At 66.7% G+C, this 26,449-nt stretch carries 29 protein-coding genes and 1 tRNA gene; 11 read left to right on the top strand and 19 right to left on the bottom strand.

Annotation, left to right across the window (positions count from 1 at the left end; all coding sequences use genetic code 11):
- Nucleotides 1-66 precede the first annotated feature (66 nt).
- Both BUF17_RS12535 and BUF17_RS12530 read left to right on the top strand, forming a co-directional pair.
- Entirely contained in the window at nt 67-792 is a 726-nt protein-coding gene (locus BUF17_RS12535; protein WP_073629097.1) for a vWA domain-containing protein, read from the top strand.
- A gap of 282 nt (nt 793-1,074) precedes the next feature.
- Nucleotides 1,075-1,827, top strand: coding sequence for a DnaJ domain-containing protein (locus BUF17_RS12530; RefSeq protein ID WP_073629095.1), 753 nt, complete (start codon nt 1,075-1,077; stop codon nt 1,825-1,827).
- A gap of 68 nt (nt 1,828-1,895) precedes the next feature.
- On the opposite strand, the gene BUF17_RS22945 is transcribed toward BUF17_RS12530, so the two are convergent.
- Nucleotides 1,896-3,788: a D-alanyl-D-alanine carboxypeptidase gene (locus BUF17_RS22945; RefSeq protein WP_210215439.1), complete on the bottom strand. Its 1,893-nt coding sequence runs from the start codon at nt 3,786-3,788 to the stop codon at nt 1,896-1,898.
- Nucleotides 3,789-4,098: 310 nt separating this feature from the next.
- Here BUF17_RS22945 and BUF17_RS12520 point away from each other — a divergent pair, with 310 nt between their 5' ends.
- The 3 genes from BUF17_RS12520 (at nt 4,099) to clpA (ending at nt 7,760) form a co-directional block, all read left to right on the top strand.
- The gene (locus BUF17_RS12520) at nt 4,099-4,488 is read left to right on the top strand and encodes a phasin family protein (RefSeq protein WP_342186088.1); all 390 of its coding nucleotides are present in this window, start codon (nt 4,099-4,101) and stop codon (nt 4,486-4,488) included.
- 482 nt (nt 4,489-4,970) lie between these two features.
- Nucleotides 4,971-5,309 carry an ATP-dependent Clp protease adapter ClpS gene (gene clpS / locus BUF17_RS12515; RefSeq protein WP_139282524.1) on the top strand — a complete coding sequence of 113 codons (339 nt, stop codon included), beginning with the start codon at nt 4,971-4,973 and terminating at the stop codon, nt 5,307-5,309.
- A gap of 9 nt (nt 5,310-5,318) precedes the next feature.
- Entirely contained in the window at nt 5,319-7,760 is a 2,442-nt protein-coding gene (clpA, locus tag BUF17_RS12510) for an ATP-dependent Clp protease ATP-binding subunit ClpA (protein ID WP_073629087.1), read from the top strand.
- Between the two features lie 81 nt (nt 7,761-7,841).
- Here clpA and BUF17_RS12505 read toward each other — a convergent pair whose 3' ends face one another.
- The gene (locus BUF17_RS12505) at nt 7,842-8,147 is read right to left on the bottom strand and encodes a DUF3572 domain-containing protein (protein WP_073629085.1); all 306 of its coding nucleotides are present in this window, start codon (nt 8,145-8,147) and stop codon (nt 7,842-7,844) included.
- A 116-nt stretch (nt 8,148-8,263) separates the two neighbouring features.
- Here BUF17_RS12505 and BUF17_RS12500 point away from each other — a divergent pair, with 116 nt between their 5' ends.
- Nucleotides 8,264-8,641, top strand: coding sequence for a response regulator (locus BUF17_RS12500; protein ID WP_073629083.1), 378 nt, complete (start codon nt 8,264-8,266; stop codon nt 8,639-8,641).
- Nucleotides 8,642-8,838: 197 nt separating this feature from the next.
- On the opposite strand, the gene rpmG is transcribed toward BUF17_RS12500, so the two are convergent.
- Nucleotides 8,839-9,006: a 50S ribosomal protein L33 gene (gene rpmG / locus BUF17_RS12495; protein WP_073629081.1), complete on the bottom strand. Its 168-nt coding sequence runs from the start codon at nt 9,004-9,006 to the stop codon at nt 8,839-8,841.
- A 436-nt stretch (nt 9,007-9,442) separates the two neighbouring features.
- Between rpmG and BUF17_RS12490 the strand changes: the two genes are divergently transcribed.
- From BUF17_RS12490 to BUF17_RS22940, 3 genes are all read left to right on the top strand, one after another.
- Entirely contained in the window at nt 9,443-10,705 is a 1,263-nt protein-coding gene (locus tag BUF17_RS12490; protein ID WP_073629079.1) for an HlyD family secretion protein, read from the top strand.
- Nucleotides 10,706-10,771: 66 nt separating this feature from the next.
- On the top strand, nt 10,772-12,331 hold the full coding sequence (locus BUF17_RS12485) for a DHA2 family efflux MFS transporter permease subunit (protein WP_073629077.1): 1,560 nt from the start codon (nt 10,772-10,774) through the stop codon (nt 12,329-12,331).
- A gap of 110 nt (nt 12,332-12,441) precedes the next feature.
- Nucleotides 12,442-12,612 (top strand): hypothetical protein, encoded by a 171-nt coding sequence (locus tag BUF17_RS22940; RefSeq protein ID WP_175563687.1) that lies wholly within the window; start codon nt 12,442-12,444, stop codon nt 12,610-12,612.
- Between the two features lie 15 nt (nt 12,613-12,627).
- Here the strand turns inward: BUF17_RS22940 and BUF17_RS12480 are convergent, their stop codons facing one another.
- The 3 genes from BUF17_RS12480 to BUF17_RS12470 all read right to left on the bottom strand — a co-directional run bounded on the left by BUF17_RS12480 (nt 12,628) and on the right by BUF17_RS12470 (nt 16,195).
- The gene (locus tag BUF17_RS12480; protein ID WP_073629075.1) at nt 12,628-13,098 is read right to left on the bottom strand and encodes a YaiI/YqxD family protein; all 471 of its coding nucleotides are present in this window, start codon (nt 13,096-13,098) and stop codon (nt 12,628-12,630) included.
- A gap of 145 nt (nt 13,099-13,243) precedes the next feature.
- On the bottom strand, nt 13,244-14,854 hold the full coding sequence (locus BUF17_RS12475; RefSeq protein WP_073629073.1) for a DHA2 family efflux MFS transporter permease subunit: 1,611 nt from the start codon (nt 14,852-14,854) through the stop codon (nt 13,244-13,246).
- Between the two features lie 66 nt (nt 14,855-14,920).
- Nucleotides 14,921-16,195 carry an HlyD family secretion protein gene (locus BUF17_RS12470; protein ID WP_073629071.1) on the bottom strand — a complete coding sequence of 425 codons (1,275 nt, stop codon included), beginning with the start codon at nt 16,193-16,195 and terminating at the stop codon, nt 14,921-14,923.
- 360 nt (nt 16,196-16,555) lie between these two features.
- Here BUF17_RS12470 and BUF17_RS12465 point away from each other — a divergent pair, with 360 nt between their 5' ends.
- Nucleotides 16,556-17,272, top strand: a complete 717-nt coding sequence (locus tag BUF17_RS12465) for a TetR/AcrR family transcriptional regulator (protein ID WP_084564567.1) — start codon at nt 16,556-16,558, stop codon at nt 17,270-17,272.
- A 264-nt stretch (nt 17,273-17,536) separates the two neighbouring features.
- A tRNA-Gln gene (locus BUF17_RS12460) sits at nt 17,537-17,610 on the top strand.
- Nucleotides 17,611-17,686: 76 nt separating this feature from the next.
- Here the strand turns inward: BUF17_RS12460 and BUF17_RS12455 are convergent.
- Genes BUF17_RS12455 through BUF17_RS12395 form a run of 13 tightly spaced genes read right to left on the bottom strand, consistent with a single transcriptional unit; the run spans nt 17,687 to nt 26,361 of the window.
- Complete coding sequence (locus tag BUF17_RS12455) at nt 17,687-18,772, bottom strand: tyrosine-type recombinase/integrase (protein WP_073629069.1); 1,086 nt, start codon at nt 18,770-18,772, stop codon at nt 17,687-17,689.
- 8 nt (nt 18,773-18,780) lie between these two features.
- A complete protein-coding gene (locus BUF17_RS12450; RefSeq protein WP_073629067.1) occupies nt 18,781-19,026 on the bottom strand; it encodes a helix-turn-helix transcriptional regulator in 246 nt (81 codons plus the stop codon).
- Nucleotides 19,023-20,840, bottom strand: a complete 1,818-nt coding sequence (locus BUF17_RS12445) for a ParB/RepB/Spo0J family partition protein (protein WP_073629065.1) — start codon at nt 20,838-20,840, stop codon at nt 19,023-19,025. The genes BUF17_RS12450 and BUF17_RS12445 overlap by 4 nt, the downstream gene beginning before the upstream one ends.
- The gene (locus BUF17_RS12440; protein WP_073629063.1) at nt 20,837-21,115 is read right to left on the bottom strand and encodes a hypothetical protein; all 279 of its coding nucleotides are present in this window, start codon (nt 21,113-21,115) and stop codon (nt 20,837-20,839) included. The genes BUF17_RS12445 and BUF17_RS12440 overlap by 4 nt, the downstream gene beginning before the upstream one ends.
- 2 nt (nt 21,116-21,117) lie before the next feature.
- On the bottom strand, nt 21,118-21,828 hold the full coding sequence (locus tag BUF17_RS12435; protein ID WP_073629061.1) for a hypothetical protein: 711 nt from the start codon (nt 21,826-21,828) through the stop codon (nt 21,118-21,120).
- Between the two features lie 25 nt (nt 21,829-21,853).
- Nucleotides 21,854-22,498: a hypothetical protein gene (locus BUF17_RS12430; protein WP_073629059.1), complete on the bottom strand. Its 645-nt coding sequence runs from the start codon at nt 22,496-22,498 to the stop codon at nt 21,854-21,856.
- Nucleotides 22,495-23,439, bottom strand: a complete 945-nt coding sequence (locus tag BUF17_RS12425; RefSeq protein ID WP_139282516.1) for an ATP-binding protein — start codon at nt 23,437-23,439, stop codon at nt 22,495-22,497. The genes BUF17_RS12430 and BUF17_RS12425 overlap by 4 nt, the downstream gene beginning before the upstream one ends.
- Complete coding sequence (locus tag BUF17_RS12420) at nt 23,436-24,176, bottom strand: GapR family DNA-binding domain-containing protein (RefSeq protein ID WP_073629055.1); 741 nt, start codon at nt 24,174-24,176, stop codon at nt 23,436-23,438. Before BUF17_RS12420 ends, BUF17_RS12425 begins: the two co-directional genes overlap by 4 nt.
- On the bottom strand, nt 24,173-24,847 hold the full coding sequence (locus tag BUF17_RS12415; RefSeq protein WP_073629053.1) for a YfbR-like 5'-deoxynucleotidase: 675 nt from the start codon (nt 24,845-24,847) through the stop codon (nt 24,173-24,175). The genes BUF17_RS12420 and BUF17_RS12415 overlap by 4 nt, the downstream gene beginning before the upstream one ends.
- Nucleotides 24,844-25,323 (bottom strand): hypothetical protein, encoded by a 480-nt coding sequence (locus tag BUF17_RS12410; protein WP_073629051.1) that lies wholly within the window; start codon nt 25,321-25,323, stop codon nt 24,844-24,846. The genes BUF17_RS12415 and BUF17_RS12410 overlap by 4 nt, the downstream gene beginning before the upstream one ends.
- On the bottom strand, nt 25,320-25,847 hold the full coding sequence (locus BUF17_RS12405) for a thermonuclease family protein (RefSeq protein WP_084564565.1): 528 nt from the start codon (nt 25,845-25,847) through the stop codon (nt 25,320-25,322). Before BUF17_RS12405 ends, BUF17_RS12410 begins: the two co-directional genes overlap by 4 nt.
- Nucleotides 25,844-26,158, bottom strand: coding sequence for a hypothetical protein (locus BUF17_RS12400; RefSeq protein ID WP_073629049.1), 315 nt, complete (start codon nt 26,156-26,158; stop codon nt 25,844-25,846). Before BUF17_RS12400 ends, BUF17_RS12405 begins: the two co-directional genes overlap by 4 nt.
- A complete protein-coding gene (locus BUF17_RS12395) occupies nt 26,155-26,361 on the bottom strand; it encodes a hypothetical protein (protein WP_073629047.1) in 207 nt (68 codons plus the stop codon). The genes BUF17_RS12400 and BUF17_RS12395 overlap by 4 nt, the downstream gene beginning before the upstream one ends.
- Nucleotides 26,362-26,449 lie beyond the last annotated feature (88 nt).

Here is a 26,449-nt window from a genome sequence, read left to right as displayed (position 1 = left end):
CAGACGCAGGAGCGGGCTGCGGTCGGGCGCGATCCTTCAAGCCGATGCTCCGCTGAGGAGGAAGCGATGGCGCGTGAAGTCTCCGGCGGCAAGGGCGGGAGCGACACTGGCTCCCTTCCTGAAGCGCGGCCTGAAATCTCGGCCTTTCTCGATGCCGCGGCGCGCACGCAGCCGCTTGCAGCCGGAACACGCGCACGGTTGATGTTCGCGCTCGACGCCACCATGAGCCGGCAACCGACCTGGGATCTCGCGTGCGCCGTTCAGGCCGAGATGTTCACTGAAGCCTCACGGCTTGGCGGCCTCGACGTGCAACTCGTGTATTTTCGCGGCGGAAGCGAGTGCGCGGCGAGCCGCTGGGTGGCCGACGCACGAATGCTTGCGGGCCTCATGACGCGAATCGACTGCCGCGGCGGCCAGACCCAGATCGCCCGGGTGCTGCGCCACGCCGTCGCCGAGGCGCGCAAGGCCCCTGTGCGGGCGCTGATCTTCGTGGGTGACTGCGTGGAAGAAAGACCGGCAAGCCTTCTGGAGGCGGCTGGGGAACTCGGCCTTCTCGGCGTGCCGACATTCCTCTTCCAGGAAGGTGCCGACCCGTCCGCGGGAAGAGTGTTCGCGGAGATCGCCCGGTTGACGGGCGGCGCCCATATCCGCTTCGGGGCAGGATCGGCACTGGATCTCGCGCGGCTGCTGCGCGCCGTTGCCGCCTATGCGTCCGGCGGGCGCGCCGCCCTCGAGGCCTTGCAGAGCACCGGCGAACCGGCCGCCACCGCCCTCATCGGCCGTATGGGGTAGCGATGTCCCATGGGAACGCCATGGGGGCCAGTTCAAGCAGCTGTGCGAGGCATGCAGCGCCCGCACGATTAAACCGCCTCGCGCTTTCCCGCATCATGCTCTATCGAACCTGAGACCCGCTCCTGAGGCGGCGCAGGGAATCGGGCAGCCGTGACACGGACATGGGGGCACCAGATGGCCGCGAGGCCGGGCTGAAGCTCCGCGCGGGGGGAGCCGAATGGATTCCGTGCCAGTCCGATCATCGCGGGACCGAAAGAGGACGCCGGATTTGGGAACGACAGAATGGCCTTGATCGTCGGGATCGCCGTGCTGCTGCTGTTGGTGCTTGCCGGCCGCGGTATCGTGAAGACCAACCCGGCGGCGCTGGCGAAGCTGGGCCGTCAAGCGGGAGGTGTCACGCTTGTCGGCGTCGGTGTCTGGTTGACACTCACCGGCCGGTGGGAAGCCGGATTGCCGGTGGGCGCGTTTGGCCTGTCCCTGCTCGGCTACGGCTCCCATCTCCAGACGATCCTCGGACGCCGTAACCCCTTCGGTAATCTGGGAGGGGCCGCCGGTGGACTGGGGAGCGGCATACCTCCCGGAGGCGGCGGGCCCGCACTCTCGACCGTCGAGACCGATATGCTGGCCATGCAACTCGATCACGGGACCGGGAAGATCAGCGGACGCGTACGCTCGGGGCTCTACAGCGGTCAGTCGCTTGAATCGCTGTCCCCCATGGAACTTGAGCTGCTCTGGCGCTCGCTGGCCCGCGACGGTGAAAGCCGGGCACTACTCGAAACTTATCTCGACCGCAGGCAACCCGGCTGGCGTCAGAACTTCCACGACGACCCTGCAGCGCGGCAGCGCGGAGCGACGTCCGCGGGCGGCATGAGCATAGAGGAGGCCTATGAGACGCTTGGTCTTCTGCCCGGCGCGACCGAAGCCGAGATCCGCGCGGCGCACCGGACGCTCATGAAGCGGGTCCATCCCGACGTCGGCGGCACGGCCGCGCTGGCCGCGCGACTGAACCAGGCCAAGGACCGCCTGCTCGGCTGAAAGCGCGTCCACCGGCCCGCTCAGCGAAGGTCCACTCATGACGGTCGCCCCCCTTCGTTCACGTGTCTTTACTTGCGGAACGCCATGCAGGCGTAGGACTGCTTCTTGAGCGTGGCGCAAGCCCGCTGCGCAGACTTCTCGTCGCTGAAGCCGACGAAACGCGCGCGATAGAGCGTTGCGCCTCCCTTGTGAACGGCCTCGGTATACGGCTCTGCGCCCGCCAGCGTCTTGCCGCCCTTCTTGCGAGCGTCGGCCAGGAAGGTCTTCGCTGCCTTCGCCGTGGGCACGGCGCCGATCTGGATCTGCCAGCCCGTCGGAGCAGGCTGCGCGGCCTCCTCGCTCGGCACCTCCGTCTTGCGGGCGACTTCAGCAGCAGGCGGAACGGCATCCGAGGAAATCCGCGTCGCCTGAGCCGCGCTGGCCACCATCACGCCCCGGTGGGCCTTGATCAGCTTGCGAACAGCGGCGGCATCGAGCGAACCCTTCGCGAACGGGGTGCCGGCGAACTGCTTGGACGCGACCTCGGCATTGGCCGCTTCGGCAAGCGCGACCTGCGCTCCGATCGGGTCGTCGGCATAGCTTGCGTCCGCGCTGTTGTCGGGGCTGCGAACCGACGCGGTCTGGACGGCGTTCGGGTTTGCGATCGAACGAACGGCAACAATACGGGCGCCATCGGAGTTCGATGCGGCGGCGGCGGAAGCGGGCTCCTCGTCGGCGTCGCCCTGCGCGATCTGGCCGATCGCGTCGAGCGCACCTTCGCCCTGGGCTTCGTCGGCATAACCGACCACGGGGACCGGAACGGCAGCGGGCGCGGCCTGCTTGGCCGGCTCTGCCGCCGCGACGACGGTCGGCTGGGAGGACGGGCGCTCGGGCATCGACGGCGGCAGGACGACATCGGGCACGGAAACGGCGGCCACCTCGGCGACGACCGGTTCCGGCCGGCTGGCGAGAGCCGGCAGCGCCGGGACGTCGGGGATCTGCGGTGTGGTCGCGGCAATCGCTGCTTCCGCCGCAAGCTTCGGCGCTCTTGCATTGCCGGCGGCGCTCGCCAGCGCGATCGGCTGCGAGGCGGCCGGCGCGGTGCCGACGTCGCCCGGAACCGTACCCTGCACCGTGGCGACGACGACATCGCTCTGCATCGGCTGAGCCATCGGCAGATATTTGTTGAGCAGGTCGGCCATGTGCGCGTCGCGCGCACGGGCGGAAGCGCCACCCATGACAACCGCCACAAGACGCTTGTTTCCACGCTTGATGGAGCTGACGAGGTTGAAGCCGGAAGCGCGGATATAGCCGGTTTTGATACCGTCGATGCCGGCCATCTGGCTCATCAGGCGGTTGTGGTTGGAGATCGTCTGCCCCTTGTAGACGAAGCTGCGCGTCGAGAAATAGCGATAGTAGGTCGGGAACTGGCGCTGGATCGCGAGGCCGAGCACCGCCAGATCGCGGGCTGTGGTGATCTGGCCGGGATTCGGCAGGCCGTTGGCGTTCAGATAGATCGTGTTGCGCATCCCAAGCCGCCGCGCCGTCGCGGTCATCCGCTTGGCGAACGCGGATTCGCTGCCGGAGATGTTCTCGGCGATCACGACGGCGCAGTCGTTCGCCGAGCGCGTCATCAGTGCGAGCATGGCGTCGCGCACCTTCACGGTGGTGCCGGCGCGCACGCCGAGCTTGGACGGCGCCTGCGCAGCCGCGTAGGCAGTCACGCGCAACGGCGTATCCATGGTCAGTCGCCCGGACGAGAGCTCCTCGAACAGGATGTACGCCGTCATGATCTTGGTGAGCGACGCGGGATGGCGCGGCGCGTCCGCATTCTTGGAGAACAGCGTCCTGCCTGTCGCGGCATCGACGACCATCGCGGCATAGCGCTCGGACGCCGCCTTGGCCGTTCCGCTTGAGACCACCGTGACGGCCGCCGCAAGGCCGAATGTCGCCGCGAACGTGGCTGCCCGCGCAAATCGCATGACACCCCGAAAGAGGCCGGTCGTTCCCGCCGCCGGCCGGGTTCCGAGGGAAATGCCGTGATCTGCCATATCGCCGTCCTTAACGCTCGGAGCCCTGACCGGAGAGTGACTGGGCACTGGAAAATGCGATCTCAATGCGGCGCGTGGCGCGAAATCGCCGTTCCTTTCGGGAACGCTATCGGGGAGCGGTTAGCGGACCGTAAAAATAGGTCGGGCATTGCAATCTGATTTGTTGACTATGCTGCGGTGCAAAATGACGGTTGACAGAATTTTGTGCAGTGCATATATTTCCTCGCATAGGAAATGATGCATGGCTTGCGAAGCGCACCATGTCGACGAGATGCAAGGGACGCGTACAATGAGCTACGGCTTCGAAGATTTTCAGCGCTTTCAGAAAGATCAGCTCGACACGGTCGTGAAGAGCGTGGGGGCCTACAACAAGGGCCTGCAGGCGATCGCCGTGGAAATCGCCGACTATTCGAAGAAGAGCTACGAAGAGAGCGCGGCTACCGCTGAGAAGCTCTTTGGCGCGCGCACCATGGACAAGGCCCTGGAAATCCAGACGGCCTTCGCCCGTTCGAGCTACGAAGGCCTCGTCGCCGAGATGACGAAGCTCGGCGAGCTTTATGTGGACCTCGCGAAGGAAGCCGTGAAGCCCTACGAGGGCGCGCTCGGCAAGGCCGCTGCCCCGAAGGCCTGATCGGTCCGAAAGCGACCTTTCAAGGTTGCTGCCGCGAACCTCATGAAGCCCGGCCGCCAGCGCGGTCGGGCTTTCTTCGTTTCAGGCCGCCGCCTTCTGCGTCCGTCGGTGGCGGACATTGCCGGTGAGGCAAAATTTTTGCCCTATCGCAGGTGCATGTTGGTGGCTCGCGTTGCGCACTGCGGAGTTCGTCTTACAATATCCGTCGGAGAGCCTACATGATGGAGCGTCGCGGTGCTGCCGGCTCGATTGAGCGGGCAGGGCCGGGACCCGAACGGCGCCGGAAGAGCTGCGATCTCGTGGTCAGTTCGGCGCAAGCGGGACGGTCTATTGTTAAGACGGAACGTCCGATACGTGCCGCGCCGGTGGCTGGTGAACCTGTCCGACGGCGATCATTCAGGACTTACGGCAGGCATGCAGGGCACTCGAGCCTGACCGTGCCGACAAGGAACGTGCGAACGGCGATGCGGCTTGAACCGACCATGGGGCCGAACGACGACGGGCGGAGCGGCGGCGACGAGGGCGACAATGGAACCTCCGTCGTCACGCGGACGCGCACCCAGACCAAGCGCCCGAATCTCTATCGCGTGCTTTTGTTAAACGACGATTACACCCCGATGGAATTCGTCATCGAGGTGGTGGAGCGGTTTTTCCAGAAGAACCGCGAAGAAGCGACCCGCATCATGCTCCATGTTCATCATCATGGTGTCGGGGAGTGCGGCATCTACACCTACGAAGTAGCGGAGACCAAAGTTACGCAGGTCATGGATTTCGCGCGCAAGCATCAGCATCCGTTGCAATGTGTCATGGAAAAGAAGTGAGGAGGTCACGTGCCATCATTCTCTCGTAGTCTCGAGAAGGCGCTCCATCAGGCCCTCGCTTTCGCAAACGAGCGGCATCAGGAATACGCAACCCTCGAACATCTGCTCCTCGCTCTGATCGGCGATCAGGATGCGGCCGCTGTCATGCGCGCCTGCAATGTCGACCTTGAAAAGCTTCGCCGCGATCTCGTGGAATATGTCGACACCGAACTGGACAACCTCGTTTCCGACGGAACGGAAGATGCGAAGCCGACGGCCGGGTTCCAGCGCGTCATCCAGCGCGCGGTGATTCACGTCCAGTCGTCCGGTCGCGAGGAAGTGACGGGCGCGAACGTGCTCGTCGCCATCTTCGCGGAGCGCGAAAGCCACGCCGCGTACTTCCTGCAGGAGCAGGACATGACGCGCTACGATGCCGTGAACTACATCAGCCACGGCATCGCCAAGCGCGCCGGCATGGCCGACCAGCGCAGCCCGCGTGGCGCGGAGGAGGAGGCTGCCAGCGGAGGCGAGACACCCGCCGGCGGCGGCGAACGGCAGAAGCGCAAGACCGATGCGCTGGAAGCCTACTGCGTGAACCTCAACGAGAAGGCCAAGAAGGGGCGGATCGATCCCCTGATCGGGCGCTCTGAGGAGATCAAGCGTACGATCCAGGTGCTGTGCCGCCGCCAGAAGAACAATCCGCTCTATGTCGGCGATCCCGGCGTCGGCAAGACCGCGATCGCGGAGGGTCTGGCCCGCCGCATCATCAACGGTGAGGTGCCCGAGGTGCTGGCGGATGCCACCATCTTCGCCCTCGACATGGGCGCGCTGCTGGCTGGAACCCGCTACCGCGGCGACTTCGAGGAGCGGCTGAAGCAGGTCGTGAAGGAGATCGAGGACTATCCCGGCGCGATCATCTTCATCGACGAGATCCACACCGTGATCGGCGCCGGTGCGACCTCCGGCGGCGCCATGGATGCGTCGAACCTTCTGAAGCCGGCTCTGGCCTCAGGGCAGATTCGCTGCATGGGCTCGACCACCTACAAGGAGTACCGCCAGTTCTTCGAGAAGGATCGCGCCCTGGTGCGCCGCTTCCAGAAGATCGACGTCAACGAGCCGTCTATCCCGGATGCGATCGAGATCCTGAAGGGCCTCAAGCCCTATTTCGAGGAATATCACGGGGTCCGCTACACCGCCGACGCGATCAAGACGGCGGTGGAGCTGTCGGCCCGGCACATCAACGACCGCAAGCTGCCGGACAAGGCGATCGACGTGATCGACGAGACCGGCGCTTCGCAGATGCTTCTGCCGGAATCGCGCCGCAAGCGCACCATCGGCGCGAAGGAGATCGAAGCGACCATCGCCACGATGGCCCGCATCCCGCCGAAGTCCGTCTCCAAGGACGACGCGGCCGTGCTGCGCCATCTGGACGAGAACCTGAAGCGGGTGGTCTACGGCCAGGATCATGCCATTGAGGCACTGTCCTCGGCGATCAAGCTCGCCCGTGCGGGCCTCAGGGAACCGGAGAAGCCGATTGGCTCCTACCTGTTCTCCGGCCCGACCGGCGTCGGCAAGACCGAAGTCGCGCGTCAGCTGGCCGACCTGCTCGGGGTGCAGATCCTGCGCTTCGACATGTCGGAGTACATGGAGCGGCACACCGTCAGCCGCCTCATCGGCGCGCCTCCCGGCTATGTCGGCTTCGATCAGGGCGGGCTCCTGACCGACGGCGTCGACCAGCATCCGCATTGCGTGCTGCTGCTCGACGAGATCGAGAAGGCCCATCCGGACCTGTTCAACATCCTGTTGCAGGTCATGGATCACGGCAAGCTCACGGACCACAACGGCAAGCAAGTCGATTTCCGCAACGTCATCCTGATCATGACGACCAATGCGGGCGCAGCCGACCTTGCGAAGGAGCCGATCGGCTTCAACCGGGTGAAGCGCCAGGGCGAAGACACGGAAGCGATCAACCGGCTGTTCACGCCGGAGTTCCGCAACCGCCTCGACGCGATCATCCCGTTCGGCGCGCTGCCGACCGAGGTGGTGCATCAGGTCGTCAGCAAGTTTGTGCTGCAGCTCGAGGCCCAGCTCTCGGATCGCGGCGTGACGTTCGAACTGGACGAGGCGGCCATCGGCTGGTTGGCCGAGCACGGCTACGACCAGCACATGGGCGCGCGTCCGCTCGGCCGCGTGATCCAGGAGCACATCAAGAAGCCGCTGGCTGAAGAGGTGCTGTTCGGAGCGCTGTCAAAGGGCGGGACGGTTAAGATCGGCGTCGAGGCCAAGGCCGACGGCAAGCCCGGTCTGAAGCTCGACATCGTTGCGGATCCGTCCCGGACGGCTCCGCCCAAGGCGAAGGCTGATGGCGAGAAGCGCCGTCGTCGCCCACCGCCGCGGGCTGAGGTGCTGGAGCCGGCGCTTCCGACATCGGGGCGCCGCTCGATGGTGCCGAAGCTGCCCCTCGCGGATTGAGACGAAGCCGCCGGCCATCATATGGCCGGCGGCTTTCTTTTGCTTTCCGTGCGCCGGCCGGCAATCCGGTGGAGAAGTGCCTCAGGCGCTGCGGATGAGCGTAGCGTGGGCAGTGACGACGTCGGCCGGGCTCTCGTCCGCATGGGCGCAGAACACGTGAAGCAGGCTTTCGTCGGCCAGGAGATATTCGAGCACGCCGGCGAAGAAGCCCGGCGCCTCTGCCGCCGCGCGCAAGGTCTCCGGGCTCAGGCCCGACAGCGCAAGGAATCGCTCCAGTCGTTCCTGATCCGCGGCGAGGAAGCCGAGGGCACCGATCGCCAGCGTTTCGGCCCACTCGCGACGGGCGCCGCCATTTCGTTCACGATTTATCGAGTCCCTTGGGGGCATGATGTCGCTTCGTCCCTTTTCGGCCGTGGGAGGCGGCCGGGCGTGATGGTGCGGGATTATCGCGGCCGGACCGCTCCGGCCCAACCGCCCCGAGAGCGGGACAGCGGAGACCGGCAATGACCAAGACCGTTTTGATCGTGGAAGATAACGAGCTCAATATGAAGCTCTTTCACGACCTGCTGGAGGCGCACGGCTATGCCACGCTTCAAAGCCGCCATGGCCGCGAGGCCCTGGAAATCGTGCGCGCCCGCCGGCCGGACCTGATTGTCATGGATATCCAGTTGCCGGAGATCTCCGGCCTGGACGTCACGAAGAGCATCAAGGCGGACCCGGATCTGAAGTCGATCCCGGTGATCGCCGTCACGGCCTTCGCCATGAAGGGCGACGAGGAGCGCATCCGACAGGGCGGCTGCGAGGCCTATCTTTCCAAGCCGATCTCGATCGCGAAGTTCCTGGAGACCATCCGCTCCTTCCTGAAGGATGAAGCGGCCTGACATCGTCACCATCCCGCGGCCTGTAGAGAGGAACGCGAGGTGGGGTGAGATCTGAGGCCGGCTCACACGTTGGCGCCCCGCTCCAACGCAGAAAAGCGCGCGGGCAGGACCACGCGCGCTTCTCTCGATCTGTTCCGTCGCCGGGAGCGATGCCGTTGCACGCCTATCCCGCTATCGTGGCGGGCGGCGTGCGTAGATCACTTGATCTTGGCTTCGCGGAATTCGACGTGCTTCTTCGCAACCGGATCGTACTTCCGCTGCACCAGCTTGTCGGTCATGGTGCGGGAGTTCTTCTTGGTCACGTAGAAATAGCCGGTGTCGGCGGTCGACAGCAGCTTGATCTTGATGGTCGTGGCTTTGGCCATAGCCGGAATTCCTTGGTCGATAGCGGGCAGGGCAGTCGCCCCTCGGCCCGAATCCGTTTGCCGAGTATTCCTCGCAACCAAAGAGGAGGCGCTGCCGCAAGGCAGACATCTCCGCATTCCCGGGCCGAGGATGTTCGGATGTGCGCGGAAAATGACCAAGGCGCCTCATAAAGTCAAGTATCAGCCGACATGCGGCCGTCGCCTCTGACCGGGAAGCCCGCCTGTCGGCCCGCCCGGGTGGTCCGGTGGATGGGGGCCATGCGGAACGCGCGCGTCTCTGCGGCGCGGCCATGCAATCGAATGCCTTTGAATTAATAAGTAGCCCATATTATATGCTCAGATGTTTTCAGGTGGCCTGCGCGCGGTCATGCGGTGCGCGGCCTCGGTGCCGCTACGGGTCCTGCCTGCGCGCGACGCACCGAAGGAGACTCGGCACATGTTGAATCACGCGAATACCGATGCCGACGAGGTCGTTCTCGATGCGTCGCCCGAAAAGCCGGTGACGCCGGCGCCGCGCCGCGAGGCGGCCCCGCCGCCTGTGGCTGCAGCCACCGCTGCCGCGCCACCCCCGGCCGCAGCGGCGGCGCCCGCGCGGAAGCGGCGCGGCGGCATGCGCCGTCTGCTGATGCTCGGTGGCGTCGCCGTCGTCATCGTCGGAGCCGGCTGGTTCTGGGTCAATGGCGGTCGCTATGTCTCGGTCGACGATGCCTATGTCCATGCCGACAAGCTGCTGGTGGCGACCGATGTCTCTGGCATCGTGCAGGCGATCAACGTCAAGGAAGGCGAGCACGTCGAGGCCGGGGACGTGTTGTTCCGTCTCGACCCCAAGCCGTTCCAGTACGCGCTCGCCGGTGCGCAGGCCGATCGGGATTCCGCTGCGCTCGACGTGATGTCGATGGAGGCCGATTATCAGCGCATGTTGAGCGACGTCGCCGCGCAGGAGGCGATGGTGGATCTGGACCAGGCGCAGTTCGAGCGGCTGCAGACACTGGTGAAGAGTGATTCGGTTTCGAAGTCTGCCTTCGATCAGGCCCGCTACAGCCTTGAGACGGATCAGAAGAAGCTCGAATCGCTCCGGCGGGTCGCGAAGGTGATGCTGGCGCGGCTGAAGGGCGATCCTTCCCTGCCGCCGGAGAAGGCCCCGGCCTATCTCAAGGCGCAGGCTCAGGTGGATGAATTCCAGCGCCAGCTCGACCACACCGTGGTGCGCGCGCCGTTCACGGGCACTGTCACCGAGGTCGACAGCCTCCAGCCGGGCCAGTATCTGGCCGCCGATTCGCCGGCGTTCGCCCTCGTTTCGAGCGACAATGTCTGGATCGAGGCGAATGCCAAGGAGACCGACCTGACGGACGTCAAGGAAGGCGATCCGGCGGAGGTCTCCGTCGACACCTATCCCGGCCTGGTCTGGCAGGGACGGGTTTCCAGCATCAGCCCAGCGAGCGGCGCGGAGTTCTCCGTCCTGCCGGCCCAGAACGCGAGCGGCAACTGGGTGAAGGTCGTGCAGCGCATCCCTGTGCGTATCGCCGTGCGACAACCTGCCGATGCGCCGCCGCTGCGGGCGGGCATGAGCGTGGTCGCTGAGATCGACACCGGTCACACCCGCCATCTTTCCGATCTCTGGAGCGGCTTCCTGCCCTCGGCCGCGGCACGGCCCTCCGCGGCGGCGGCGCCCGAAACGGCGAAGACGACGGCCCATTGACCGGCATTGCTGCCATCGGCCCGGGGCTTACGGAGCCTCGCCGCTGGCGGCGGAAGGAGTGGCGCCATGAGCGCATCGACATCCGCGGCGGTCGCGGGCTCCGACCGCGTTCCGAACCGGGCGATCATCACCGTTTGCGCGATGGTCGCGACCCTCATGCAGGCCCTCGATTCGACGATCGCCAATGTTGCGCTGCCTTATATGCAGGGCTCGATGTCGGCGACGGCGGACCAGATCACCTGGGTGCTGACGTCCTATATCGTCGCGGCGGCGATCATGACCGGCCCGGTGGGCTGGCTGTCGACCCGGTTCGGCCGAAAGAATTTCTTCATCGTCTGCCTGATCGGCTTCACCGTCGCCTCGATGCTGTGCGGCATCGCGCAGTCGCTGGTGGAGATGGTGGCGTTCCGCCTGCTTCAGGGTGTGTTCGGCGCCGCCCTGGTGCCGCTCTCCCAGGCAACCATGCTCGATATCTACCCGCCCGAGCAGCGGGGCTCGGCGATGGCGATCTGGGGTATGGGCGTGATGGTCGGGCCGATTCTGGGCCCCACCCTCGGCGGCTACCTGACAGAGGTCTACAACTGGCGCTGGGTGTTCTACGTCAATCTGCCGTTCGGCCTTCTCGCGACGCTCGGCCTGATGGCGTTCATGCCGGCAGACGAGAAGAATCCCGGCCTTCGGTTCGACTGGACGGGCTTCGCCTGCCTCAGCCTCGGCATCGGGGCGCTGCAGATGATGCTGGATCGCGGTGAACAGATCGACTGGTTCTCATCGCGGGAAATCATCGTCGAGACGGTGCTGGCCGGGCTTGGCCTTTACCTGTTCGTGGTCCACATGGCGACCGCGGAAAAGCCGTTCATCAATCCGCGTGTGTTCCGCGACCGCAACGTCGTCGGCGGCCTCCTGTTGATGTTCGCCATCGGCATGGTGCTGCTGGCGAGTTCGGCGCTGCTCGCGCCCTACCTGCAGCGGCTTGGCGGCTACCCGGTCGAGACGGCCGGCTTGCTGATGGCGCCGCGGGGCGTCGGCACCATGGCGGCGATGATGATTGCGGGCCGGCTTGCGTCGCGGATGGATCCGCGGCTGCTGATGCTGTTCGGCATCGGCCTGATCGCCTACTCGATGTACGCCATGACCGGCTGGACGCCGGACGTCAGCGCGATGGAGCTTTCCATCATCAGCATCATCCAGGGCCTGGGGCTCGGCTTTGTGTTCATTCCGTTGCAGGTCGTCGCCTTCGCGACGCTCGATTCGTCCCTGCGCACCGAGGCCGCGGCATTGCTGAGCCTGGTGCGCAATGTCGGCAGCGCGATCGGTATCTCCGTCACGTCCTTCCTGCTGTCCCGCAACACGCAGGTCATGCATTCCGACCTCGTGAATTATGTCACGCCCTTCAATCGCTCGCTCACGAGCGGGGAGTGGGCGCAGGCAATGCCGCTTAACACCACCACCGGTCTGTCGGCTCTGAACGAGATGGTCACCACCCAAGCGTCTATCATCGCCTATGTGGATGACTTCAAGTTCATGCTCTGGATCTGCCTGCCGACGGCCCTGCTGCTGTTGCTGCTGCGTCGGCCCAAGGCTGCAGGCCAGCCCGCATCCGCGGAACACGCCGTGCTCGATTGAGCCTCCCGTGGCATGCCGTGGCGCGCTCCTGAGCGGCCGGCCGCGCGCAAACGGGAACCCTCCCGTCATGCCCGTGTTGTCCTCTCAGGTTCAAGACTGCGGAGGCAACCATGGCAGAGCCGGATCGGCGGCCGCCCACACACGATGCCGCGCCGGTGAAGGCGCCGGTGGAATCGCGCCAGGGCGTGACGGGCCAGAGGGTTCGTTACGTTCTCGGCATTGGCATCACGCTGGTCGTCATCGCGTTCGCGATCATCTACATCATCGGAATGATGGGGTGACACGTCGCGAGGCGTTCACTGGGAACTTGAAGCCAGGCGTTCGGCGCGGCGGACCGCGCTCTCCAGCGCCTGCAGAAAGCGGGAGCGGTCGGCAGGACTGAACGGGCGTGGTCCTCCTCCGGTCTGAAGGCTCAGCGGATCGGCTTCGCGCAGCTGGGTGCCGAGATCGCGCACCGCGAGCGCCATCCCCATATTGTCTGCCGTGAACAGACGGCCCGTGGGCCCGAGGGCGAGAGCCCCGGCGGACACCACCCGCGCCGCAAGCGGAATATCGGCTGTGATCACCACATCGCCGGAGACCGCCCTCTCGGCGATCCAGTCATCTGCCACGTCTGGGCCTTCAGGCACGATCACCCGCTCCACGAGCGGGTCGCTCTCCAGCCGGAACCATCGATTCGCGACCATCGCGACTTTAAGGCCGCGGCGGGCGGCGACGCGCAGAACTTCATCCTTCACCGGGCAGGCATCGGCGTCGACATAGATCATCGTTGTGGCATGGTCCTCATCGCGGTTCGCTCCACGTCCGATGCGAACGCACACCGCCACCGCGCGGTCATGCGCTGCAGGTCGGCGACAGACGGGAACGGCCGGCGGCTCGTGGCCCGAATTTGGGCTATCGCGGCGGTCGCGGTCAATGCGCGCCGCCGCCTCCACCTCCGGCGCGGGGGCGACGCAGCAAAGGCGCCAAGGGGATCAGCAGCATGAACGTGACCGCCAGCAGCACGAAGATGTCGGCGAGCGCCATCACGTAAGCTTGGCCGCGTGCGACCGTTGCGAGCTGGCGCAGCGCCATCGTGGCCGCCTCGGTCCCTTGATCCGAGAAGCGCTGCGTCATGTCCGCGAGCCAGTCGTTCGCGACCGCGTTGCTCTGATCGAGGGCCTCGTGCAGGCGTTCGATATGCAGATCCCAGCGATTGTTGATGAAAGTGTTGATGGCGGCGAGGCCGACGGCACCGCCCAGATTGCGCATCAGGTTGAACAGGCCGGAGGCCGATTTCAGACGGTTCGGCGGGAGCGTGCCAAGCGCGACGTTGTTGATGGGAATCATGCAGAACATCAGCGAAACGCCACGGAACACCTGGGGCCAGGCGAGCTCCCAGAAATCCCAGTCAGCGGTCACCTTCGTCATGATCCAACAGCCGATGGCGAAGCCGACGAACCCGGCGGACATCATGATTCGCGGGTCGACTCGCTGCGCCAGCCGTCCCGCGATCGGCGCGGTGACGAACATGCAGGCGCCGGACAGGAACATCGTCTGCCCGATCTCCAGCGAGTTGTAGCCGCGCACGTGGCCGAGAAACAGCGGGTAGATATAGGTCAGCCCGTAGAGCCCGATCCCGAGGGTGAAGGTGAACAGGCAGCCGACCGCGAAATTCCGGTCCTTGAACGCGCTCATGTTCACGATCGGCACGTCCCGCGTCAGCGCGCGCCAGAAGAACAAGATTCCCCCGATCACCGTGGCGACCGCGAAGATGCGAATCGACTCATCCTCGAACCAGTCGTTGCGGGCGCCTTCCTCCAGCACATATTCGAGGCTGCACAGGAACAGCGCCAACGCCGCGAGGCCGAACCAGTCGAACTTGGCGAGCAGGCTCAAGTCCGGCTCGTCGAAGTCGATCAGCGCGATCGCCGCGACGGTGACGAAAATGCCGGGCAGGATGTTGATGAAGAACAGCCAGTGCCAGGATTGCCACTCGGTCAGATATCCGCCGACCGTCGGCCCGATGGTCGGCGCCAGCGTCGCGATCAGGCCGACGATCGGGGCAATGATGCCCTGCTTGGAACGCGGGAAGATCGAATAGGCGGCCGAGAACACGCTCGGGATCATCGCGCCACCCAGGAAGCCTTGCAGCGCGCGCCAGAAGATCATCTCGTTGATGCCGCTGGATAGGCCGCAGAACAGGCTGGTGATGGTGAAACCGCCCGCGGAAATCGCAAAGAGCCAGCGCGTCGATATCGCCTGGGCAAGATAGCCGGACAGCGGGATCATCACGACTTCAGCGATGAGATAGGCGGTCTGAACCCACGACATCTCATCCGTCGAAGCCGAGAGACCCGCCTGGATCTCCGAAAGTGAAGCCGACACGACCTGGATGTCGAGCAGCGCCATGAACATGCCCACCGCCATCGACATGAAGGCGATCAGGCGGCGCGGATCGATGCGATCCGCATCTGCCGCGGGCGCGGCCGATCCGGCCCCCGCCTGCGGCTTGCGGGAAATGGCGTTGCTGCCCGTGCTCATGTCGGATGCCCGGCTTCCATGGCGTAAGTCCGCCGGCGTCATGCCGGCGGACGGACTCGGCGCTGATCAGTGCGCAGCGGCTGAGCCGCGCATATCGATGTCGACCACGACGGACAGACCCGGGCGAAGGATCGGGTTTTTCTGGTCCGCCGGGCTGATGTCGATGCGCACCGGGATACGCTGGGTGATCTTGGTGAAGTTCCCTGTGGCGTTTTCCGGCGGCAGCAGGCTGAAGGTCGCTCCGGATCCCGGCGCGATGCTGGTCACGGTGCCGTGCACCGCGTTGCCGTCGAGAGCATCGACCGAGATCGTCACCGGCAGGCCGGGCTTGATATGGGCGAGCTGGGTTTCCTTGTAGTTGGCCTCGACATAGTAGCTGTCATCGGGCACGAGGGCGCCGATGCGCCCGCCCGGCTGCACATAGGCGCCGATATTGACCGCGCGATTTCCGAACACGCCATCGACGGGGGCGCGGATGTCGGTGTTTTCAAGGTCGAGCTCGGCCTTGTGCACCTGGGTGAGTTGCTCGGCGAGCTGGCGTTCGGCTTCCACCTTCTGGGCGGTCAGAACGTCCCGCTGGCCCTCTGCCGCGGCAACGCCGGCCTTCGCGGCGGCTACGGCGGCCTTCGCCTTGTCGAGCCCGGCCCGCGCCTCGTCGACCTGTTTCTGCAGGCCGGCCGGCGTGTCGAGCAGCGCGCTGGCGCGCTTGAAGTCGGCCTCGGCGCGAACGCTCTCCGCGTCTGCGGAGGTCACCTGCGCCGTCGCCTGCGCGATCTCGGCTTCCTGGGCTTCGATCTGTGTGCCGATTCGCGCCACCGTCGCCCGCAGCGTGTCGGCGCGGGTCTTCGCGGAATCGAGTGCGACCTGATAGTCGTCCTTGTCGATCTCGGCGATGATGTCGCCCTTTTTCACCGACTGGTTTTCCTCGACGGGAAGCGCGGAGATATAGCCAGCGACCTTGGCAGAGACGCGGGTGATGTCCGCCTGGACGTAGGCATCGTCGGTCGTGATCTGAAAGCGGCCGAACGTCCACCAGCGTTCGCCGACCCACCCGGCGCCGGCGACGATCACAAGTGCCACGACCAGCAGCACCGGCTTGCGCCGCGACCGCTTCGCCGGTGGCGCCATCGAGGTCGGCAACCCCGCGCCATCGGCACCGGTGTGGGCGGGCGAAACCTGCGGGGAGTTGCCGGGCGGGGAGGGCGCGCGGGCGACGCCGGCCGTCACCCGCGACGGCGCGGCGGTTTCCTCGGGAGGGGCGAAGGAACGCGTCGCCTCTCGCTCCGAGGCGGAAAGCGTCGTCGTATCGCCACGCTGAGCGTTGGGCCTGAGGTCATCCATGGTGCTGGTCCATTTGCGGCATCGCGCCGTCATTCCGAGCGGATTCGCGGGGATCTCGATCCGATACGGAAATTGACTAAACCGTGTAGTTTAATGCTATAGTCTTCTCGCCGGTCCGATGCAAGCGAGCGCGGTGAAAACGTGCCGGGCTTGAGCCGGGCGGATGTGTTGCGTCCGCGCTCCTCTGGATCGGACCGGCATGAGCGCGCCGCTCGTCGGGAGCCGTCGCCACTGCAGGCGAGCACGCGGCTACGCGCTGCGTTTGCAGGTGTTGCTTTATTGCAGCACGCGGCGACACTACGATAACGGGGTGGCGACGCGCGCCGCAGGGACGCCAGGATTCAGGTCAGGACGAAGCACGTGACGTCGATAACGCAGACTTCCACTTCCTCGCGCCACGCGGAGAACGATTCCGCCGATGCGCGCCGGCCTCGCCGGGTTGGTCAGGAGGAAAAGCGACGACGCATCGTGAATGCGGCTCGCCGGGTCTTCACCACTCTCGGCTATGATCGTGCGAGCATGAATGACATCGCCGTCGAGGCGGGCGTGTCCAAGCCGACGCTCTATGTCTATTTCGAGCACAAGGAGGCGCTGTTTGCAGCGCTTGTTGAGGAACTGCGCGCCACCTTGCCGGAATGCAACGCGATTCTCGATGCCGATGTCGAGGACGTCCGGGGCACGCTGATCCGTCACGCCAGCCGCCTCGTTGTCAAACTGACGCGGCCGGACCACGTGGCGTTCATGCGTATGGTGATCGGCGCGGCCAACGCGTTCCCGGAGCTCGGGCGCATGACCTATGCGGCCGGACCGGAAGTCGGCCGTGAGCGCGTGGCGCAATTCTTTGCCGAACAGTCGCGGCGCGGCCGCCTCAACGTGCCGGATCCGTATCTCGCCGCGTCGCAGTTCCTGTCGCTTTCCCAAGCGACCTTTGCAAAGCAGATGCTGTTCAATGTGGGCGAGGTACCGACTGAGGCTGAAATCCGTGCCTATGTCGAGCCGGCCGTGGACATGTTCCTGAGCATCTACGGCGTCCGCGAATCAGCTGGCCCCGAGCAGAAGATCGCCGTGGCGTCGTGAAACGGGGCCTGTCGCGGACATGGACGGGTCGCGCGCGGGCTTGAGAGATTTCCACCGCCGCCGGACGAAATCCACAGGCTGTGGCTGTTGCCAGCGCCAAAAGCCCGCGCTATAAGCCACCCCCGTCGGCGGCCCCAAACCGCCGGCCTCGCACGGCCTCCAGTGTCCGATGCTCCGATGCCATCCCGCTCAGCGAGACGGCAAGACGGAAGCGGACCTCAGCCGGGTGGGGAAGGCCGGGCACCTTGAACGAGGTCCGGCATTTGGGGGATAGTTTAATGGTAGAACAGCGGACTCTGACTCCGTTAGTCTTGGTTCGAATCCAGGTCCCCCAGCCATTTGTTTTGTAAGGATAATTCCGGTTCGCGATTGCGGACCGGAATCCTCACTTTGCAGAACCCTTTGCAGATTTGTTCACTCCTTGGTCTTTTCGGCGCCCTTCACGTGCGCTTCGAGTTTGATGATCGCGCTCTCCGCGAGGCCCGATCCGCGACTGAGATAGTGGGCATCCAGGATCGATTCGACGTCCTTCAGGGTGTGCCCGGTGAGGGCCGCGATCTCCGGAACCGTGCCGCCTGCGACGGCGAGGCGCGTGATCGCGGTGCCTCTCAGATCATGGAACGTCAGGCCACTGATTCCGGCCTTGGCGACAGCCTTCCGCCAGGACGCGCGGAACCCATCCGGTGTCCATGGCGTGCCTGCGGCCGTTAGCAGAATCAGCGTCCCGCGCCTTTTCGCTATCTCCGTGTCGAGCGCTGCCTTCAGCGGGGCGCCCACCGGGATCGTGATTCGCGCGCGCGTCTTGCCCTGCCGGAACCGGATCGTCTGGCCATCATAGGCCGTCCAGGTGAGCTTCAGCAGGTCGCCCTGCCGCTGCCCTGTCCATATGGCCAGCAGGATAGCGAGGCGGAGGTGCTCGGGCGCGCTGGCGAGGAACTTCTGCTCATCCTCGTCCGTCCATACCTGCTCTGACCGGTCCGCCCTGTAGAGCCTGCCACCCTTCTCGCACGGGTTCGTCGGTATTTTCCCGCGGTCGACGGCGACCGAGCATATCCGTGCCAGCACCACCCACGCGTAATCGGCCTGTCGCCTCGATCGCCGCGCGAGCATGTCCCGCCACTCCTTGAAGATGCCGCGGGTCGTGGCCCGGTTCTTCTCGGTGAAGGCGGAAAGCGGCATTTTCCCGAAGTTCTTTTCGATGTTGTCCGGCCGCGCCGAGATCAGATTCCTGTAATCCGTTCTCGTACGTTCGCTACACGAGAGGTACTCGTCCGAATCGAGATAGAGATCGATCAGGGTCTGGAAGGTCGTCGACGCGCTTTTCTGCTTCTGTCCGATCAGGGCCATCGCGACGGGAATGAAGCGCGGGTCTCCCGGCTGGAGATATTCACTTCCATCCTTGATGGCCGGGCCACCGCGCCAAGCGTAATAATGTTTCTTCGTCTGCCCGTTGGCCAGCTTGAAGGACGCACTGGCAATTCCCTTCAGATGAACCCGCATCGTTCGACCTAATGACCGTTGGCGCGTCTCCAAGCGGAAAAATCATCCTCCGCTTCGTCGCCGTTTGAAAGCCCGCTGATTCGGTCCATCGCCCGGTCGATAGCAACGCGATCCCATCGACGGGTCCCGGGGATCGGGCCGGGAATCAGGCCGCGGGCCTGCCAGTCGCTGACCGCCGAGGGTGACAGCCCGAGATAGGATGCCACCTGCTCGCGGGTAAGCGCGCGTGGCGTGATGACGGCGGCGTCTGTCACTCCGCGGCCTCCAGCTGTTCCTCCGCGTCAGGGGCGCGGTAGTGGCGCGAGCGGAGTTCGGGCGGGAGCCATCCGGACTTCGCGGCGTCGACGACGGCGACCGAGACGAGCGTGGCCTTCTTGCCGTCGATCGTGTGGACGCGGCCGGCAACCTCCTCCATGCACAGGCGCGATTCCGAGGCTGGATTCTGCCCGAACCACTGGACAGGATCGAACGCGCCCGCCATGGCGGCGCGGTAGGCGTCGCCGTCGAGGAGATCGATAACCAGATCCTGGTGCGCCACGCCCTTGCCGGCATTGTCTCGGGCGGCGTCGGTCAGGTCGAGCGATGCCGCCACCAGGCGCGCGAGCGCGGCGAGGCGGCCGTCAAGGTCGAGGGCGATGGCGGTGGCGAGGCACGTCGCGAAGTCGGTGCTCTCGCGCTCGATCCTGATGCCATGCCAGCCCTGGGCATAAAGCCGCGCGGGCGCGCGATAGCTCTGCAGGGCGGCGACGGCGACCGCGAGCGCAAGGTGCGGGTCGTCGGCCAGCGCCTGGGCGGCGGCCGTGGTCCTGATCTCGCTGGCGCGCTGGCTTTGGGTGCGGGACAGCCGGCGCCCGGTGGTCGCCGGTGCGTCGTCTTCGCCAGCGACGTCGTCGGCGCCGTCGGCATTCGCGGCGGATTCCTCCGGCTTCACCAGGCCGTATCTCACGCAGATCTTGCCCTGGTGATCCAGGTCGACGATGCACCCCGACCGCGCCTTGATCTCCGGCGTCCATCCGCGCGCCTCGATCCCGGCCTCGATGCCGGCGATCGCGGCTTCGATCTCGGCAATTTCGGCCTCCATATCCTCGGTGGGCCCGGAATCGGCCTTCGCGGCATCGATCTCGCTCAGGCGCTGCCGCAGCGTCTTGAGGCGCGTCTTCTCGGCGCGCGTGGGCGCGGCGGGCGCGGCGTCCATCTGTTTCCATCGGTAGATGGCGCCGGGCACATCGCGTTTGTGATGCGCCCACGACCAGCCGTCTTCGACGAGCGACACGATGATGGCGCCGAGCTTCTCCTCGGCGAGCCGGGCCAGCAATGGGCGATCGTGGATCACGATCCGATCGCCGAAAAGGTCCTCGGCAATGTACCCGCCGGCGGCGCGATAGGCTTCGGCACCGACGAATGCCATCTGCTGATTGACTTCCCAGTCATCAAGCACGCCGAGTTCCCGCCGGATATAGTAGCGATCAAGGGTGTCTTTGCCGGCGAGCCTTCCGTACACCTCCGCCTGATGGCCCTGATCGCGGGCCAAAGTGAAAAGCTGGGCCTCCGCGGCATCGATCCTGCCCGCGCGCCATCCATCCAGCACCACCGGGTGCAGGCGCCCGAGCGCGAGGGTGCGGCGGACCGCCCTGGTGTCGAGGCCGAAGCGGGCGGCGATGTCGGCTTCGGACTGCCCGTCATCCGCCAGCGCGCGAAAGGCCTCGTACTGGTCCGCCGGGTGCAACGGCAGCCGCATCACGTTGGCGGCGAGCGAAATCTCGCCGGCCAGCTGCTGTGATTGCAGCACGCACGGCGCGGCCTCGTCCTGATAGAGCCTTTGCTCGCCCTGCAGGCGCCGCAGCGCGGCGAGGCGCCGGTTGCCGTCGACGACATAGGTGCGGCCGTCGATCACGGTCACCGTGAGCGGCTGGATGAGGCCGTGGTGCACGATGGATTCCGCCAGCGCCGCGATTTCGGCGTCGCGGTCGTGCCGCCGGGCGTTCAGCGGCGGGGCGGCCTCATGACCGAAGGCGAGGCTCGCGATCGGCACCAGGGTGAAAGGCGCGTTCAGGCGGGAATCGATCATGGCGACACCGTGCTGTTCGTTGTCTCGAGTTGCTGCTCGATGTGATGGGTAAGGGCGGCGGCGTTGATGGCGGCCGCGACGACGGCCGCAAGGGCGGTCGCCTCCTCGTCCTGCCGGAGGCCGGTGTCGTCGACGACGAGCACGTCGTTGCCGTCGGCGTCGAGCACCACGCCGGCGTCGTCACAGAGCTGCAGCGGCAGGCGGATGCGCAGCAACTCCAGGGCGGCCGCGATATCGGCCGGGGTGCGCAGATCGTCCGGGGTGAGTGTCGCCATGGTCACTCGTCCCACACGGACATGTCGGGGACGGTATCGTCGATGATGATCTTCGATCCGCAGGCATAGGCCGTGAACACCATCTTGACGTAGCTCGGCATATAGCCGGCCACGATGGTGTGCTTTGCGTCCTTCTGATCGACGCTGAGGGTAAAGACCTTGTACTCATTGGTGACGCCGAACTGCACGGTGCAGCGGCGCGCCTCGATGTCGGGTTTGGAGTCGAGGCTGACATACTGGAAGCCGTAATCCGACGTCCGGATGTGGCAGGTCATCCCCGTGTGGCTGTGGCTCTCATCGTCGCGCCGCGCGCGCTTGCGCATCTCCTCGATGATCTCGGTGAGCGTGATCTCTGGCTTGCCGACCTTCAGGATATCCGCCATCTCGGCGGCCAGCCTCTCGTTGATCAGCGCCACCAGAATCTCATCCATCTTGGCGCGCAGCATCGCGAGCACCTGGGCGGAATAGCTGGGCACGTCGATCTCGCCGGGCAGAGCCAGAGCGCGGCCGACGGCCTTCTCGATCTGCTCGCGCACGTCGCCGTAGGACCGCATCTGCTGGTCGATGGCCTGGGTGACCGCCTCGCCGATGCGCTTGTCGATGTGCGCGCGCACGGCTTCGTCGGAGGTGCGACGCAACACCTCGGCGTGGATGTAATCGGTGAGGGAAAGCGGCGCGGTGGTGGCGGCCGCGTCTTGCGTGGTGTCGCTCATGGTCACTCGCTCCTGAGGGATCGCGTCAGAGATCGCGGCAATCGATGATGAACGGGGCGCCGGCGGCGGCGTGGCGCGCGAGGATGTCGGCGAGCTGGTCGGCCAGTCGGCGGCGGCTTTCGGCTTCGGCCACGGCGATCTCGGCCCGCAGGCCCTCGCGCCGGGTGGTGTCCTCGTCGGCGGGCGGCGGCTCGGCGCGGGGATCGCGAGCGGGTCGCGCGGCTTCCTGGGGCGCCTCGGCCTGGGCGGGGCCGGCCATCGCCGCGCGCAGGCCGGCCATGCGGTCCACCTCGCGGTCGATGGTCTGGATGGCGGCGAGTGCCACCGCGGCGGCCTGGATAAAACCGTGGCGGGTGCTGGCGATGCCGCCGAGCGCGTTCGCGCTGGCGTAGTAGGCGATCAGCGTCGCCCATTCGGCGGCGGTGTGCTCGTCGTCGTGTCCGTCCGTCCACCGCACCCGCTGCCGGCTGCGTTCCAGCAGCACGGCACGGACCGCGCGGCGATCGATCCGAAGAATGTGCGGCCCATTGAGCGCGAGCGCGGCGGTGTGGCAGGCGTTCGCCATCTGCTCGCCGACGACGGCGGGATTGGCGGAGGCGAGCAGCTGCCGCGTGCGCTCGAGGTGATCTGGCGAGTGCGCGAAGATGTGGTCAGTCTGAGGCTCGGTCATGAAGGGTCCTCCTTCGGCGCGCGGGTGGGCGGCCAGTGGATCGCGGCGAGGCGGTCGAGGGTGGTGGGGTCGGCCCAAAGCGGCGGGTGCGGCTGCATTTCGGGCGGCGGGGCGAGCGCGGCGGTGATGCGCTCGGCGATCCACGGCAGATCGTTCGTCCGCCACCGCATGCGCGGTCCGAGCACGATCGCGCGCTTGAGGCCTTCCATCAGCCCGCGCAGCAGGGCGGGGCTGGCGCCGTCGGTGACGTCGACCAGGATGTCGATATCCTCGTCGCGGAACACGAACGGCAGGCCGTAGCGCCTGATGATCGCAAAGCGCTCGTCATCTCCCGGCAGGTCGACGACGAGCTGCAGGTGGAACCGGCGCCAGAGCGCGGGGTCGAGGATGCCGGGCTGGTTGGTGGCGCCGATCAGGATGCCGTTGAACGCTTCGATCTTGCGCAGCATCACGGTCAGCATCGACATCCGGCCTTCGGATGCGCCGCTGTGGCCGCCGAGCGCGCGCGAGCGGCCGATGGCTTCGATCTCGTCGAGCAGCACCACGGCCTTGACGCCCTGGATGGCGGCAAAAAGCTTCTGCATCTGCTGCTCGGCATCGCCGAGATAGGGCCGAAGCAGGTTCTCGGCACCAACCAGCACCAGCGGCACGCCGAGGCGGGCGGCCAGGTGGTGCCCCAGCGTCGTCTTGCCGGTACCCGGCGGGCCGGACAACAACGCCGTCGAACGCGGCTTCAGGCCTGCGGCCTTGAGTTCGTCGACGGCCGAAAGCTCGGCGAGCCACGAAAAGACCGCGGCCCGAACCTCCGGGCTGAGGATCGGTTCTTCCGCTTCGCCGGGCGCGCGCACTTCGGCGAGCTGCCCCATGCGGGCTCGCAGCTTTTCCACGGGGTCGGCGAGTTCGATCGTGACGGGCTCCATGTGGGAAACGGATCGGCTCACGGCTCATCTCCCTCGTCGTTGTCGTCGTCTTCGCCGTCGCCGTCGCTGCTGTCCCTGTCCTCGTTGCCGGCTTCGTCGTCGGCCGCTTCGCCCTCGTTCGCGTCGACCGGGGGCTTCTTCTTTTCCGCCCGTCTCCAGGCGGCGGGGATTTCCATCCCGTCGGAGCCGGAGGTTTCGCACCAGCCTTCATCCCAGGCGGCGCGGCGGGGATCGCCGGCGATGTAGGGATTGACGAGGATCGATTGTCCCGCCGTCGCGGCAGCGGCGCCCTGGTCGCGGGCGTCGGCGACGGTCGCCGGCGGGCGCTCGGGCGCGGCATCGGCTTGGGTGTCGGCGTCGGCTTGGGTGTCGGCGTCGGCCTCGGAAGGCTCGGGCGGCGCGGCGCCGGCGAAGGGGTGTGGCGGCTCGCCGGGGCGGTCGCGGTCTTTCGGCTGCGGCTGCGGCCGCGAAAGCCGCTGGCGGGCGGCGTCGCCGAGCGGCGTGCCGTCGAGCGAGCCGACGGACGCCGCGTAGATCTCGATCAACGCGCGGCGGTCGACGGCGCGGGCGCGGGCCACGGGGTCCATCGCCCGCAGCTTGACGACGCCCTCCAGCGCGGCGGCGTCGAAACCCATCGCCTCCGCCCGCTCATGGATGTGCTTGCGGAGGTCCTTCAGCCGCGTGCGCTCGGCATCGTTGGCCTCGAGATCGTCGATGAAATCGCGCAGCGCCTGGGTGGAGCCGATGTTCGGGATCATCGCGGCACCCCGTCCGTTTCGATTCCGATGTCGGCAAAGGCATAGAGCAGCGCCTCGTAAGCCTCGGCCTCGGTCATCGGCTCAAGCGGCCACGGCCGCGCCCGCTCCGGGAAACCGTCCGCGGACAGATCGCCGGCGGTGAAAGGTCCGCGCCGCAGCGTGGCCTGCTCGATCGCGAGCGCGGAGAGATCGGCCCGCTTGACGAGCGTGGTGACCGCGAGAGGTGGCGGCCACGGCAACCCGGCTTCCGCGTGGATGACGTGGGCGAGGCCGTCGTCGAGCATGCGCAGCGTCCGCTGCATCAGCGACATGCCGTCGAGGCCGGCCAGCCGGCGGGCGATCTCCTGCAGCGCGCTCTTGGCCGGCGATATCCAGTCGCCGTAAGCGTACTCGGGCGAATCGTGCAGCAGGCCGTAGGCATAGGCGTCGTCGGGGTCGACTTGGGCCGCGCCGCGCTCGTGCACCGCGATCCATGCCGAAAGCTCGGCGACGAACAGCGAATGCTGGGCCACGCTGTAGGGCGGCCTGTCGGTGTCGGTGGCGCCGTTGAAGCGGGGTATCCGCGCGAGATGGGCGGCGACATCGTGCCAATCGATCTCATCGCTCGAGGGATCGACCAGATTCACGACGCGGCCGGATGCCGTGGTGATGGTGTGCGGCTCCAGCTTCATGCCCGGCCCTCCGGCTCGTCCGCGAGGCGCTGGGCCTGTTCGAGTTGATGCCAGTTTCTGGCGATGCCCTCGGCCATATCCCGGCCGGCCTTCACGGCATCCTCGTACGCGGTGACGAGATCGGGCGCGCAGAGCGCGATGCTTTCGGCGAGAATGTCCGCGGCGGCCTTGGCCACGATAACCGCCAGAGCGCGGCCGTTTACAGCGGCGCGCATTGCGGCGGCTGCGGCTGCGTGGTCGAGAGGCTGGGCGGCCGCGTCAGTCGTGATCGCATGGGCCAGCCCGGCCCCGACGAGGGCCTCCTCGGCCCTGTCGGCGCGCGTGATGTGGCGGGCAAGGTCCCTTACCCGCACCTTGTCCGCATCCCGCAGGGCGGCGATTTCGGCTTCAAGCCGCTCGATGACCGCGCCGCGCCGGTCCATTTCGGCCGCGATCTCGTCGACGCTGGCGGGGCGTGTGGTGCTGACGACGCTCATCGCGCGCCTCCGAGGATGGCGCACCAGTCGCGCGTCTTGCCGATCCAGGGCGCGGCGACGCCGGCGGCGACCATGGGCTTGGCCACGGACACGGGCCCTTCGGCCGTCTCGATCTCGATCACGGCGAGGGTGCGGCCGTAGCGATCGCGGCCGTCGGGCACCACCGTCCAGGCGTGGGTGGCGAGCAGGCGGGCGAGCTCGTCGCGCGCCTTGATGCCGGCGGCGTGCTCGGCCTCGCACCGCGCATAGGCCGTTTCGGGCGCGTCGAGGTCGAGGATGCGGATGCGGCGGCCGTCGACGGCGATGGTGTCGCCATCGACCACGCGATAATCGAGCGGGCGCGGCAGCGGCAGCATGTCGATCGCCGCGGCGGGGCCGGGCGCGCCGGCTGCGGCGGCAAGCACCAGCGCGGCGAGCGCGAGGCCGGGAAGGGTTCGCGCTGCCCGGTGCGGGGGGTGGGCACCGGGCAGCGCGGCCGACGCGCGGGGGGCGACGCGGCGGAGGGGGGATGCGAGACAGATCATTGCGGCGATCCTTTGGTGTCGGGTCCGGAATCGGCGAGGGCGTCGTCGACCGTTCCGCGGATATTCTCGACCTGGATGTCGACCAGCTGGTGGGCGAGGTCCCGGGCGGAAAGGTCCGGGTGGTTCGCGCGCAGCACCATCTGGCCAATGAGGACACCGAGGCAGGTCGACAAGCCGCTCACGGCCTCGATTATGCCGAGCCAATTGCCGCCGTCGCCGCGCCGCCCGGTTTCCTCCCGGATCAGCGCCATTAGGCGCGCCTCGAATGCCTCGGCCGGAGCGGCGCCGCCCGACGTCGTCTCGCCGCTCATGACGGCACGCCCGTGATGTCGGGGGCGCCGAGCATGAGGCAAGCCCAGCGGGCGATGGCGCCGTGCAGCGCGGCGGTCTCAAGCCCCGTCAGCGGCCGTGCGGCCGGCGGCTCATCGGGGATAAAATGGATGCCCGAACTTGCGGCTGGCGTGGCGGCGCACGTCTCCGGCCCGCCTGACGGCGGCGGCTGATGGTCGATCATGGCTGTCTCTCGGATGTGCCGCAAACGGGCGGTCCCGTCGCTGCCGGCCGCGCGGGCCGGCAGAAAGAGGGCCGGCGAGGGGCCGGGT

Origin of the sequence: Pseudoxanthobacter soli DSM 19599, from assembly GCF_900148505.1 — a bacterium.
Classification (GTDB): domain Bacteria; phylum Pseudomonadota; class Alphaproteobacteria; order Rhizobiales; family Segnochrobactraceae; genus Pseudoxanthobacter; species Pseudoxanthobacter soli.
This window is presented reverse-complemented; position numbering and strand designations above follow the sequence as displayed.